The organism is Proteus sp. G2673 (assembly GCF_009915125.1).
Classification (GTDB): Bacteria; Pseudomonadota; Gammaproteobacteria; order Enterobacterales; family Enterobacteriaceae; genus Proteus; species Proteus penneri.
This window is the reverse complement of the sequence record NZ_JAABLT010000022.1, coordinates 163,270-177,680: the sequence shown is the minus strand read 5'-3', so window position 1 is coordinate 177,680 and position 14,411 is coordinate 163,270. Positions and strand designations below refer to the sequence as shown.

Genomic DNA, 14,411 nt, shown 5'->3' with positions numbered 1-14,411 from the left:
GCGGGCTTGTACAACGGGTTTATTATATCGTTACAAACTTATGCGTAAACTGGAAATTTAGCGCAGATATCCAAGACTTTTTGTTTCACTTTCTCAATGTTCGCTTCATCATTGATATTATCAAGGACATCACACATCCAACCGGCTAATTCACGAGCTTCCGCTTCTTTAAAACCACGACGTGTAATTGCTGGAGAACCGATACGAACACCAGAAGTTACAAATGGGCTACGTGGATCATTTGGTACACTGTTTTTGTTAACAGTGATATTTGCACGACCCAGTGCAGCATCTGCATCTTTACCTGTAATGTCTTTATCAACTAAGTCTAATAAAAACAGGTGGTTTTCAGTTCCGCCAGACACTACTTTATAACCGCGATCTAAGAAAACGTCTACCATTGCTTTCGCGTTTTTGGCAACTTGTTGCTGATAAACCTTAAATTCTGGCTCCATAGCTTCTTTTAATGCAACCGCTTTACCTGCAATAACATGCATTAAAGGACCACCTTGAGAACCAGGGAATACAGCAGAATTCAGTTTTTTATAAAACTCTTCATCGCCACCTTTAGCAAGGATAAGACCACCACGTGGGCCTGCTAATGTTTTATGCGTTGTTGTTGTAACAACATGTGCATGAGGAACTGGGTTAGGATAAACACCCGCAGCAATCATACCCGCAACGTGCGCCATATCAACAAACAGGTAGGCACCAATGCTATCTGCGATTTCACGCATTTTTGCCCAATCAACCAAACCAGAATAGGCAGAGAAGCCACCAATAATCATTTTTGGTTGATGTTTTTTAGCTTGAATAGCGATATCTTCGTAATCAATTTTTCCCGATTCATCAATACCATAAGGTACGATATTATATAGTTTACCAGAGAAGTTAACTGGTGAACCATGAGTTAAGTGACCGCCTTGCGCTAAGTTCATACCTAAAACAGTATCACCTGGTTTTAATAATGCCATATAAACAGCGGCATTTGCTTGAGAGCCTGAGTGAGGCTGTACGTTAGCGTAATCTGCACCAAATAATGCTTTTGCACGATCGATAGCCAGTTGCTCTACAACATCCACATACTCACAACCACCGTAGTAACGTTTCCCCGGATAGCCTTCAGCATATTTATTTGTCAGCTGAGATCCCTGCGCCTGCATAACACGAGGGCTGGTATAGTTTTCAGAAGCAATTAGTTCGATGTGCTCTTCTTGACGAGTCACTTCACCTTCCATTGCATTCCATAATTCTGGATCGTAATCAGCAATATTCATTTCACGTTTTAACATTCACATCTCCTGACTCAGCTAACTTCACTAAAGACAAACTCCCATACGGGAGAAAGAATGACATACAGTGTAAACTCTTTTTCTTCATTGAGATAGCCCCTAATGAAAAAATACGCAATCGTTTGCCATCCAACTAAAACAGCACATTATTACTTTTTAACAACCTCATTTTATCCTGTGCTTATTCCTCTTTTTGAGGCACATCTCGCCTTATTTTGCAAACACCCCGCATCATTCTCTAAGAATTGAGATTTTTTGTTAAAAAATAAAAACAGAGATTTACAAAATAATCAAAAAGAGATAAGTTGCATATAAAATACAATTTATAAATATTCACAATAAACTGAAAAATTTTCAGGAGCAATTATGTTAGATGCACAAACTATCGCGTCAATTAAATCAACAATTCCTCTCATTGCTAAAACAGGCCCAGCATTAACCGCCCATTTTTATGATCGAATGTTTTCTCGTCATCCAGAGTTAAAAGATATTTTCACCATGAGTCATCAGAACAGTGGCGCACAACGTGAAGCCTTATTTAATGCGATATGCGCTTATGCAACGAACATTGAAAACTTAACTACCATTTTGCCTGCCGTTGAAAAAATTGCACAAAAACACGCTAGTTTAAACATTCTTCCTGAACACTATCCCATCGTTGGTGAAAATTTATTAGCAACCATTGATGAGATGTTTAGTCCCGGACAAGAAGTGCTAGATGCTTGGGGAGCGGCTTATCAAGTATTGGCAGATGTCTTTATCAAACGCGAAGAGCAAATTTATCAACAAAAAGAACAAACAAATGGAGGTTGGAGAGGATTACGAAACTTTAAAGTTAAACATAAAGTAAAACAAAGTGATGTCATTACCAGCTTTGAATTAGCTCCTGAAGACGGCCTTGATATTACACCTTATCAAGCTGGACAATATTTAAGTCTTTATATCCGTGATGAACGCCTTGAGAACCAAGAAATACGTCAATATTCATTAACTCAATCTTCAAATAATAAAACATACCGCATCGCAGTCAAACGCGAAGAGAAAGGTATTTTATCGAATTTTCTTCATGACCATATTCAAGAAGGGGATATTTTACAAGTCGCCGCACCAGGGGGCGATTTTTTCTATTTAGATGTGTCACCAACAACGCCAGTAACCTTAATTTCAGCAGGTGTGGGTTTAACACCAATGCTGTCTATGTTACACACACTTTCAACTCATCAAGCAAATATTAATTGGTTACATGCGGCTGAACACGGCGGTGTTCATGCTTTTAAAGATGAAGTTAATCAAGTCGGCAATCAGCTTTCACACTATCAACAAGCAATATGGTATCGCACGCCACGTGCTGAAGACGTGCAAAATAAAGATTATCAATTCAAAGGATTAATGATATTAAAACAAGTTGAAGATTGGTTAGCTATTCCTGATATGCAATTCTATTTTTGTGGTCCATTACCTTTTATGCAATCTGTTGCTAAGCAGCTTATTGAACTGGGTATTAATAGCGAAAAACTTCATTATGAATGTTTTGGTCCGCATGCCGTTATTACGCAAGATTTGCAGTAAAAACACCTTCATTAACATTCAATTTTAAATTAAATAAAAAAGCGCTGATAGCATTATATTATCAGCGCTTTTTTAGGTTGTTTCACTACCTTTTTATGATCGATATTTATTTTCAATCGCTGCGGGAATTACATGCTCTTTAGCAGAAAAACCGTACCAAATAACACTAATTAAACAGAGTGTATAACCAAATAACTCACTTCCCTCTTCCACCATATTTTTAACGGCACGGTTGTAATCTTCACCTAATAATTTATGCCAAAGTATTCCCATGCCAAATAAACGAGAAAACAATAAAATACATAACAGGCCAGCAACTAACATTCCATGGCTTGGATGAGTAATAAAATGAAATAAGCCTTTTAATGTTTTCTTGCCTTCTCTAATTGCAATGGCAATAGAAACAAATGCTACCGTTAGAGCAAACCAAACCCAAGATCCGTGTGCAATCTGATCAAATACACCATCTAATTCACGAATTAAAATACACAAGAAAAACCCCATAATAAGCGTGAATGCTCCCCGTTGTTCACTTTTTTGGCACACTTTAACAAAAAAGAATAAGCAAATAATAGCAACGATAATTTCTTGGGCTAATTCAGTTACCGACGTTTCAGAAATACCATTATCAAAAACCAAAATATCAAGAAAAATAAATCCCGTAGTGATAGCGATTAATACTGCTGCACATAAAAATAAAGCGAGACGCTTTAATAAATAATTAAACACTATTTTGCCCATACCTTAATAATTTTTAATATTGATGATAATAACTTTACTTAAAAGTTATTGAATAACATTTTGTGCCTTAAAATTCACAAAAAATAGTAAAATAAATTGTTCTATATCATCAATAGACTTGTATAAGATATAAATAGCATTATAGGCAAAACATTAAAAAATTAATTATGTACAAGAAAAAGAAAAAGCCCGATATCTTGATTAAAAATATCGGACTTAAATAAAAATGAATAATAAATTATTTGGCTTAAGTTAATTAATTAAATAGCCTCTTCGTCTTGCTCGCCAGTACGAATACGAATAACACGATTCACATCAAAAACAAAAATCTTACCGTCACCAATTTTACCTGTTTGTGCTGTTGTCATAATTGTATCTACACAGGTTTCAACAATTTCATCAGAGACAACAATTTCAATCTTTACTTTAGGTAAAAAATCGACCATGTATTCGGCACCGCGGTAAAGCTCTGTATGCCCTTTTTGGCGACCAAAGCCTTTTACTTCTGTTACGGTCATTCCCGTGATACCCACTTCACCCAGTGCTTCTCTTACATCATCTAATTTAAACGGCTTAATTATCGCTTCAATTTTTTTCATCGTATTATCCTGCTATTACCAGTTGTGGCGACCAAAACCGCTTGTAATTGGGTATCTGCGATCTTTACCAAAATTACGACTTGTAATACGTGGCCCGACAGGGGCTTGACGTCGCTTATATTCATTAATATCGACTAATTTTATCACTTTACGGACGGTTGCTTCATCAAATCCTGCTGCAACTAAGTCAGATACAGATTTATCTTGCTCAACATAGCCTTCAAGAATAGCATCCAGAATGTCATAAGGAGGTAAATTATCTTGGTCTGTTTGTCCTGGTGCAAGTTCTGCTGATGGTGGTCTATCAATAACACGCTGAGGAATAGCGGGTGAAAGTGTGTTTCGATATTTAGAAAGCTCAAAAACTAACGTTTTAGGGACATCTTTTAGTACATCAAAACCCCCCGCCATATCACCATACAATGTAGAATATCCCACTGCTGATTCACTTTTATTGCTTGTAGTTAACACTAAACGACGGCGTTTATTCGACATTGCCATCAAAATAACAGCACGACAACGTGCTTGTAGATTTTCTTCTGTGGTATCTGCGGCAGTATCTTTAAACATAGGAGCAAGCTGAGCCATAAAAGCATCAAACATCGGTTCAATAGAAACAGTATCAAACTCAACACCTAATAAATCTGCTTGTTCTTTCGCGTCATGAATACTCATTTCTGAAGTATAACGGAATGGCATCATAACGGCCTGAACACTCTCTTTGCCTAAGGCATCAGCTGCGATAGCAACCGTTAATCCAGAGTCAATACCACCAGATAAGCCTAGAATTGCCCCTTTAAAGCCGTTTTTAATTACATAATCACGCGTTGCAAGTACTAACGCTTGATAAACTTGTGCTAAAGGTGAAAGTTCCGGAGCAGGATCTACCATCGGAATAATATTCAACTCGTCGAATTCAACGATAGTGGTTTGTTCATCAAATGCAGCTAAACGATGGGTAATAGCACCGCGCTCATCAAATACTTTTGAACAACCATCAAATACCAACTCATCTTGACCACCAATTTGGTTAAGATAAATCACGGGAAGGTGTGTTCTTTGGCAATGTTCTTTGATTAGCTGTGTACGTACATGAGGTTTTTCACGGTTATAAGGTGATGCATTAATAGATAAAACAAGATCAGCGCCCGCTTGTTTTAATGCATCAATAGGTTCATTGATCCAAATATCCTCACATATTAATAAACCTAAGTGGTAACCCTTAAATGGTACCACACAGCGCTCATTTCCTTGTTGGAAATAACGCTTCTCATCAAACACACCATAATTAGGTAATTGTTGTTTGAAATAACGCGCTTGCAATTCACCTTTATAAAAAAATGAAAGTGCGTTGTAAATTTTGCCGTTTTGCCACCAAGGATGTCCAACCACAATCGCTGTTTTTTTACTTGCTTGTTCTAAACGCGTAAGTTGTGTTTCACAACGCTGTTGGAAATCAGGACGAAATAGCAGATCTTCAGGAGAGTAACCACATAAAGCCAACTCAGAGAACATGACCAAATCAGCCTCTTCTTGTGCTTTAATGGTAGATAACATGCGTTCGCAGTTACCTTCAATATCGCCAACAACCCAATTAAGTTGAGCCATGGCGAGTTTTAGTTTACGACTCATAAAAATTAGTCTCTCCGCTATCTTCCGCATAAAAGGAAAATTAGTTTAAAAATATATTCGTTATCTGAAAAGGTTATTCCTTAAAATCATTCGCATCTAGCTCATGACGAGATAACAATTTATAAAACTCTGTTCGATTGCGTCCAGCCATACGCGCGGCTTGAGTCACATTGCCTTTTGTCATTTGCAAAAGTTTTCTCAAATAGGTCATTTCAAAATGTCCTCTAGCTTCTGCAAATGTCGGCAGTGCCGTATTTTCACCTTGTAATGCCTGTGTGACAAGCGCTTCACTAATCACAGGTGCTGTTGTTAACGCAACACATTGCTCAATAACGTTAACCAATTGACGCACATTACCCGGCCAACTTGCTGTCATTAAGCATTTCATCGCATCGGTTGAAAAACTTCGAACAAAAGGCTTATGGCGTTTAGCCGATTCACGTAGTAGATGATTTGCAAGAACAGGAATATCTTCGGCTCTCTCACTTAATGTCGGTATACGTAAGTTAACCACATTTAAACGATAGAATAGATCTTCACGAAATTCATTACGTTCCATCGCTTTAGGTAAATCACGATGCGTTGCAGAAAGAATACGTACATCAATATCAATATCGCGATTACTGCCTAATGGACGAACTTTTCGCTCTTGTAAAACACGTAATAACTTAACTTGCAATGCCATTGGCATATCGCCAATTTCATCTAAAAATAATGTGCCGCCTTCAGCTGCCTGAAATAGACCTTCACGACTACTCACTGCTCCTGTAAAAGCGCCTTTCGCATGGCCAAATAATTCAGACTCTAGAAGTTGCTCAGGTAAGGCGCCACAGTTAATGGCAATAAAAGGTTTTTTCGCTCTAGGACTGGCACGATGAATAGCTTGAGCAAGCACTTCTTTACCTGTGCCACTTTGACCGTTAATAAGTACACTGACATCAGATTGTGCAACTAACTTTGCTTGCTCTAATAAACGTAGCATTTGCGGGCTACGTGTCACGATATCTTTTGACCACTCTTCATCTGAAACAATAGTCACAAGCTCAAGTGCTTCATCAATCGCTTTATAAAGTGCATCTCTATCAACGGGTTTAGTTAAAAAACTAAATACACCTTGCTGCGTTGCAGCCACTGCATCAGGAATAGAGCCATGGGCGGTAAGAATGATAACAGGCATACCTGGTTGCTGGCGTTGTATTTCAGCAAACAGCGCCATACCATCCATTTCATCCATTCGGAGATCACTAATAACAAGATCTATTTTTTCTTTTAAGAGAAGTTTTAGTGCTTCTTGTCCACTTTCAGCGGTGAAGATATGAAAACCTTCACTTGTTAATCGCATGCCAAGTAACTTTAATAACCCAGGATCGTCATCGACAAGTAAAAGATTTGCTGATTTATGGCCAGCCATGCACATTCTCCTTATTTAGAACCTGCTTCAGTCGGTTTTGAGCTTTGCGTGTCAGTATCAGTTTTGACTGGTTCTGATCTTACCGCCTCAGATTTCGTTGATTCGGCTTTCGTAGACTCTGGTTTTGAAGGCTCTGGTTTAACCGCTGTGGCAGAAGGTTGTTTTTCCTCACCCTTTGGCTTATCTGTTATCGATTGTGTCGAAACCGGTTTTTCAGTCGTTTTTTCAACAACAGTTTTTTCAGTAGTAGTTTTCTCTGCATTCACTTTTTCTGTTTCCGCAGATGTTGCAGTTGCGCTCTCAGCTAAATCTTCATTTTGCGATAACGAATCAACAGAACCACTCTGTTTTCTATTCGATAACTGTCGTTCAATTTGGGTAAGGCTCTCAAGCTTTTTCAGCGTGACACTCAGTTCATGTTGTAACGCATTATTCTCTTTTCTTAGCGCATCAATTCTATTATCTGTATCTGTAGTTAAACGACGATAGCGATTCTTTTCTTCAGCTAAAGAGAGAATGAGTGTTTGGTTCTCAATCCATATCGATAATAGAACCCGCATAGAACTCGGAAATTGTAATTTATAGCTTTCTAATAACACTAATTGTGTTCGACGTTCGGCAATCGTCATTCCAGCACGTTCTAATAGAATACTTTTATAAAATGCATCATCCCAACCAGTGACGATAACATTGCTTGCTTGGCGTTGTGCTTCTGTCGTCATTATGCGGTTTGTACATTCAATAACACGTAACCAATAAAGTGCGTTATTAATGCCTTCATCATAAAATGAGCTTAAGGTTTTACATTCAGCCCAACGATAATCAATCGTTTTTTGTTTAACAACGGGAATTTCTTGCTCAGGCTCTAGTGTATTAGTGAGCGACTTTGGTGTACACCCTGAAAGAACCAGTGGAAGCATAATAAACAAGAAACATTGCTTCCAATTTAATGCGATTTTTCTAGTTGATGCAGGGGCCATAAATAACCATTCAATACCAAGCATCTTCTTATTTATTTTTTTATATTCATGATGAGGAGATGCTTGTTTTTGTGACCTGATTTGCATTATTTAATCTCAGAAAGTAGCGGTAATTCAATACGAAAACAGACATCAGCATAGTCAGAAGGAACAACACTTAATTCACCTTCCATTCTTTTGATACAGTCATGAGCAATACTCAAACCTAAACCACTTCCTTTGACAGCCCCTTTACGTAGCAAAGAACCTTGGAAAAAGGGTTCAAAAATCATTTTTTGTTCAGATTCAGGGATCGGTGTTCCTTTATTGGCTATATCAATAACTATTTTCTGTTCAACTTGATAACTAGAGATCCAGATATTACCTGATTCGGCACCATAGTGCACCGCATTCGAATAGAGATTGTCGATAACTCGTGATAATAATGTCGCTTCTGCTCGACATTTTGTCAGATTAAGTGAAATTATCGTTTTAATCTCTTTTGCTCTGGCAGGTAAGCTGTGTGCTAATACCACATCATTCACTAAATGAGTTAAATCGACCTCTTCAATTTGCTGAGGAACCTCAGAAAGTTTACGATTATAATCAAGTAGTTGTTCAATTAATAACTGTAACTGTTTACTACTATTATCAAGAATAGAAACCACTTCTTTTTGATCGAGCGTTAAAGGACCCGCAACTTCATCGGCTAATAATTCAGTACCTTCCCGCATACTAGCAAGTGGCGTTTTTAACTCATGAGAAATATGACGTAAAAACTCATGACGTTGTGATTCAAGCCATGCTAATCGTTCACTTAACCAAATAATGCGTTGAGCTAACGATCGCAGTTCTCGCGGTCCTTGAAAAGAATCCAAATTGTTACTAAGCGTTCGACCTTCACCTAATCGGTTGATCATCTTTTCAATCCCTTTAACAGGACCAATAATCATTCGAGTAAATAGCGCGATGAGGATCAAGCTGAAAACAAAAACGATAAGGCTTTGCCAACCGAAATAGCGTCCTTTCTCAGCAATTGCCATTTGAAGTTGTTCACCGCGACTAAAAATAATCTCTTTGGTTAAGACAACAATACGATTATTGGCATAAGAGAACTGCTCAAGAGCTTGTTGCATCTCTTTCGTAGGCTCACTGCTTTCACACTGAATAGACTTTAGCTTTTCAAGTGAAGAATTAAGCACGTCGGCTTCTTTAGATGAAGAAAGTGGAATTATGGTTTGCTGTAATGTTGAGAAAAGTTTGGTGTATTGCTGATAGCGTTGTTGGTACATATCATCATCAGTCTTATCACGTAAAACACAATAACGACGATAGTTTCCTTCCATCTCAATAGCTAAATTTCGCATAACTTCACTGCGTTCAGTATCGGCCAATGCATTTTTATTAGTAATTGCTGCTTGATTACTTAATTGATCGAGACTTTGATAAGCTTGATAAGCAAGGACAAGTAAAGGTAATAGCACCATCCAAAATGCCATTATCACGAGCTGTCTTAAAGAACGAGGAAAAATACGCCACTTTTTCAATGAAATCATCTCAACACCTATTAGAGTAATGCGATGCTACATGACTTGATAACAAGAAAAAAGTCCGACATTAGGAAAATCAGGCAAGAGAACAAACACAATAGAGGAAATGCGACAGGCTCTAGAAGTGGGAGAGCGGAATATCTTATTGAGATATTCCGCTCGTCAATATTTCATCTCTTTTTTCTCTAAAAGAGAATGAAGGTGGTGCCTCACTCCACGTGTCGCCCTGTGTTTGATAAGGTCCGAAGACGAGTATCATGATGTTGGACGGTAGGCACCTTACTCTGGCGTCATTCCTGGCTTATGTGGTATGTTCCCACCCATTATTGTGGACCGACATAAAAAGTTGAATGAGCAACTGATTTATATAATGCACAAGGCGTGCCAACCTTCAAAGTAATTGTTTAATATATTGAAAAATAACAAAAAATAAAAACAACCCTCTGATATTTTATGTATAACTCTTTTTTATCTAGTTATAAAACAACCAAGCTGTCTCCATATCCAGACAGAGTTACCCTAAATTTTATAATTACTTATATTTCAATAATATATATGTCGCCAAAAGGAGACACATAAAATAGTGAATGTCGTCGTTTTTACACAACAATAAATAATTCTTTTATTATCAATGAAATAAAGCCTCTAACAATGTAGAGGCTTTATTTGTTTATCACTAAGACAAGATGACTTTTGATTAATCAAATTGCTTTCTTGCATTACGGAATAATCGCATCCAAGGGCTGTCTTCGCCCCAGTTATCTGGATGCCAAGAATTACTAATTGTTCTAAACACGCGTTCTGGGTGAGGCATCATAATGGTTGAACGACCATCTTTTGTCGTAACAGCAGTGATCCCTTTAACTGAGCCATTAGGGTTTAATGGATATTGTTCTGTTGGATTACCATAGTGATCGACAAAACGTAATCCCACTAAATTTTGAGCTTCTAGTTGTGCTAATTGCTCTGCATCACGGAATTCAGCAAAACCTTCACCATGAGAAACTGCGATAGGCATTTGCGAACCCACCATACCTTGCAGTAATAACGATGGACTTTCTGTCACTTTCACTAAACTAAAACGTGCTTCAAAACGCTCAGAACGATTGCGCACAAAACGAGGCCACAAATCTGCACCCGGAATAAGTTCTGATAATGTTGACATCATCTGGCAACCATTACAGACCCCAAGGGATAAGGTATCTTGGCGTTCAAAGAATTGAGCAAATTCATCACGTAAGCGAGAGTTAAATAAAATAGACTTCGCCCAACCTTCACCCGCGCCTAATACGTCACCGTAAGAGAATCCACCACACGCCACCAGCACATCAAAATCACTAAGTGAACGTCGTGAGGAGTGTAAGTCACTCATATGAACATCAATAGCATCAAAACCCGCTCTGTCAAAAGCAGCCGCCATTTCAACATGAGAGTTGACGCCTTGCTCCCTTAATACCGCAATACGAGGACGGCTTCCTGTTGCAATATAAGGTGCAGCAATATCTTCATTTGGATCAAAGGTTAAATTCACATTTAACCCCGGATCGTTGAGATCTTGTTTTGCTTGATGCTCTTCATCTGCACACTCAGGGTTATCGCGTAAACGTTGCATTTGCCATGTTGTTTCTGCCCACCAAAGACGCAAGGTACTGCGTTTTTCATTATAAACTTCAGTTTCACGGCTTTGGATAATAATGGCGTCATTTTCTGTTGCTTGACCTAAATAGTGTAAACAATCCGATAAGCCATATTCAGCAAATAATGCTTCAACAGCCTCTTGATGTTCAGCACTAATTTGGATCACGCCACCAAGCTCTTCATTAAAGAGTCCAGCTAAAATATCTTCATCATACGCACTGATATCAACATGTAAGCCACAATGGCCTGTGAATGCCATTTCTGCAAGAGTGACAAATAATCCACCATCAGAACGATCGTGATAGGCCAACAATTTGCGCTCATTAACCAATTGTTGCATTACATTAAAGAACTGTTTTAACTGCTCAACATTACGAAGATCTGCCGCTTTTTGGCCGAGTTGACGATAAACTTGTGCTAGTGCCGTCGCACCTAATGCGTTATGCCCATTTCCCAAATCAATTAGATATAGGCGATTTCCTGCTTGTGTTGATAATTCAGGTGTCACTGTTTTACGCACATCTTCAACACGAGAAAATGCCGTGATAACTAAAGATAATGGAGAAGTAACCTCTTTGGTTTTCCCATCTTTATCTTGCCAACGCGTCTTCATTGACATTGAATCTTTGCCCACAGGAATAGTAATGCCTAACTCTGGACATAACTCTTCACCAATGGCTTTCACTGCATCATATAAACCCGCATCTTCACCAGGATGGCCTGCTGCCGACATCCAGTTAGCCGAAAGTTTAATACGATTAAGCGCTTCCACATCACAACCCGCCATATTTGTTAACGCTTCGCCGACAGCCATACGTGCAGATGCAGCAAAATCTAATAGTGCGATTGGCGCGCGTTCACCGATCGACATTGCTTCACCATAATAGCTATCTAATGTTGCTGTGGTAACAGCACAGTTAGCAACAGGAATTTGCCAAGGACCAACCATTTGATCTCGCGCAACCATACCCGTTACTGAACGGTCACCAATGGTAATTAAGAAGGTTTTTTCAGCAACAGCAGGTAAATGAAGAACACGATATATGGCATCTTTTAAATCAATATCTTTACGATCTAGATACACACCTTCTGTTTTTTGTGATTTCACATCACGTAACATTTTAGGTGCTTTACCTAATAATATGTCCAATGGCATATCAATAGGTTTATTATCAAAGTGTGTATCGTTTAATACTAATTCACGCTCTTGCGTAGCTTCACCAATTACAGCATAAGGTGCTCTCTCACGTTGGCATAACGCATCAAAAAGAGGCATTTTTTCAGGTGATACCGCCAATACATAACGCTCTTGAGATTCATTACACCAGATCTCAAGTGGGCTCATACCCGGTTCATCATTAAGAACATCGCGTAATTCAAAACGACCACCACGACCCCCATCATTGACTAATTCAGGCATTGCATTCGAAAGGCCACCAGCACCAACGTCATGAATAAATAAGATTGGGTTATCGTCACCTAATTGCCAACAACGGTCGATAACTTCTTGACAACGACGTTCCATTTCTGGGTTATCACGTTGAACAGAAGCAAAATCTAAGTCCGCATCAGATTGGCCTGATGTCATAGAAGAAGCTGCACCACCACCAAGGCCAATGTTCATAGATGGTCCACCAAGTACAATCAACTTAGCACCAACAGTAATTTCACCTTTTTGTACGTGATCTTCACGAATATTACCAATTCCCCCTGCTAACATAATTGGTTTATGGTAACCGCGAATTTCAACGCCATTGTGACTATTAACTTGTTCTTCATAAGTTCTGAAATAGCCTAGTAATGCCGGACGACCAAACTCATTATTAAATGCTGCACCACCTAATGGGCCTTCGGTCATAATATCTAATGCATTAACAATTCGCTCTGGTTTGCCAAAATCTTCTTCCCAAGGCTGTTCAAATCCAGGAATACGTAAATTAGAAACCGAAAATCCAACTAGACCCGCTTTAGGTTTTGCACCACGCCCCGTTGCACCTTCATCTCGAATTTCACCACCAGAACCTGTTGCAGCCCCTGGCCAAGGTGAAATCGCCGTTGGGTGGTTATGTGTTTCCACTTTCATCAAGATATGTACGGGTTCTTGATGATAATGGTAATGCCCTTTCTCAGCATCAGGATAAAAACGCCCTGCCACAGAGCCTTCCATTACAGCAGCATTATCCTTATAAGCAGACATGACATAATCAGGCGTTTGCTCAAACGTATTTTTAATCATTTTAAATAATGATTTATCTTGAGCTTTACCATCAATTATCCAATCTGCATTAAATATTTTGTGGCGACAATGTTCAGAGTTGGCTTGTGCAAACATATAAAGCTCAACATCAGTTGGATTACGTTGTAAGCGGTTAAATGCATCGACTAGGTAATCAACTTCATCATCTGCCAGCGCTAATCCCATTTCGATATTAGCTTTTACCAGTGCATCCTTGCCTCTTGCAAGAACATCAATCGTTTTTAGTGGTGCTGGCGTTTGCTCGGCAAAAAGTGCATTTACATCTTGATAATTTAAGAAAATGGTTTCCATCATTCGATCATGAATAAAACCATAAAGTTGTTGCCACTGAGTGTCTGTCATCGTACCGCATTCAATAAAGTAAGCGATACCACGTTCAATTCGGACAACCTTGGCTAAACCACAATTATGTGCAATATCTGTCGCTTTAGAAGACCAAGGTGAAATTGTTCCTGGGCGAGGCGTAACAACTCGCATTTCCCCAACAGGCTCATGTTCTGTTAATGAAGGCCCATAATGCAGTAGTTGACGTAATTTAATTTGGTCATCTTCAGATAACTGCCCTTCCACTTTCGCGAAATGGACAAATTCCGCGTATATACTTTGTACAGGAAGAGCATTTTCCTGACATAGAGTGAGTAATTTATTAATACGAAACGCGGATAAAGCGGGGGAGCCACGCAGGATTTCCATAGTATTGAGTTCTCTCTTTTAGCAGCTAGCCTGATCAATCATTCAGGGGAAACTCGCCTAGTATAATAGA

Annotated in this window: 9 protein-coding genes; 1 reads left to right on the top strand and 8 read right to left on the bottom strand. The window is 38.8% G+C overall.

Annotation, left to right across the window (positions count from 1 at the left end):
- Window positions 1–38 precede the first annotated feature (38 nt).
- On the bottom strand, window positions 39–1,292 hold the full coding sequence (gene glyA, locus GWI59_RS13185; RefSeq protein WP_072063246.1) for a serine hydroxymethyltransferase: 1,254 nt from the start codon (window positions 1,290–1,292) through the stop codon (window positions 39–41).
- A gap of 366 nt (window positions 1,293–1,658) precedes the next feature.
- On the opposite strand from glyA, the gene hmpA reads away from it, so the two are divergent.
- Window positions 1,659–2,861: an NO-inducible flavohemoprotein gene (gene hmpA / locus GWI59_RS13180; RefSeq protein ID WP_161724882.1), complete on the top strand. Its 1,203-nt coding sequence runs from the start codon at window positions 1,659–1,661 to the stop codon at window positions 2,859–2,861.
- A 93-nt stretch (window positions 2,862–2,954) separates the two neighbouring features.
- Here the strand turns inward: hmpA and GWI59_RS13175 are convergent, their stop codons facing one another.
- The 7 genes from GWI59_RS13175 to purL form a co-directional block, all read right to left on the bottom strand.
- On the bottom strand, window positions 2,955–3,602 hold the full coding sequence (locus tag GWI59_RS13175; RefSeq protein WP_006533461.1) for a hypothetical protein: 648 nt from the start codon (window positions 3,600–3,602) through the stop codon (window positions 2,955–2,957).
- 260 nt (window positions 3,603–3,862) lie between these two features.
- Window positions 3,863–4,201: a nitrogen regulatory protein P-II gene (gene glnB / locus GWI59_RS13170; RefSeq protein ID WP_006533462.1), complete on the bottom strand. Its 339-nt coding sequence runs from the start codon at window positions 4,199–4,201 to the stop codon at window positions 3,863–3,865.
- 15 nt (window positions 4,202–4,216) lie between these two features.
- On the bottom strand, window positions 4,217–5,833 hold the full coding sequence (locus GWI59_RS13165; RefSeq protein ID WP_072063248.1) for an NAD+ synthase: 1,617 nt from the start codon (window positions 5,831–5,833) through the stop codon (window positions 4,217–4,219).
- A 73-nt stretch (window positions 5,834–5,906) separates the two neighbouring features.
- A complete protein-coding gene (glrR, locus tag GWI59_RS13160; RefSeq protein ID WP_072063249.1) occupies window positions 5,907–7,244 on the bottom strand; it encodes a two-component system response regulator GlrR in 1,338 nt (445 codons plus the stop codon).
- An 11-nt stretch (window positions 7,245–7,255) separates the two neighbouring features.
- A complete protein-coding gene (qseG, locus tag GWI59_RS13155) occupies window positions 7,256–8,311 on the bottom strand; it encodes a two-component system QseEF-associated lipoprotein QseG (protein WP_237612111.1) in 1,056 nt (351 codons plus the stop codon).
- Complete coding sequence (locus GWI59_RS13150; protein ID WP_072063251.1) at window positions 8,311–9,759, bottom strand: sensor histidine kinase; 1,449 nt, start codon at window positions 9,757–9,759, stop codon at window positions 8,311–8,313. The genes qseG and GWI59_RS13150 overlap by 1 nt, the downstream gene beginning before the upstream one ends.
- Before the next feature lie 691 nt (window positions 9,760–10,450).
- Window positions 10,451–14,341 (bottom strand): phosphoribosylformylglycinamidine synthase, encoded by a 3,891-nt coding sequence (purL, locus tag GWI59_RS13145; RefSeq protein ID WP_161724879.1) that lies wholly within the window; start codon window positions 14,339–14,341, stop codon window positions 10,451–10,453.
- Window positions 14,342–14,411 lie beyond the last annotated feature (70 nt).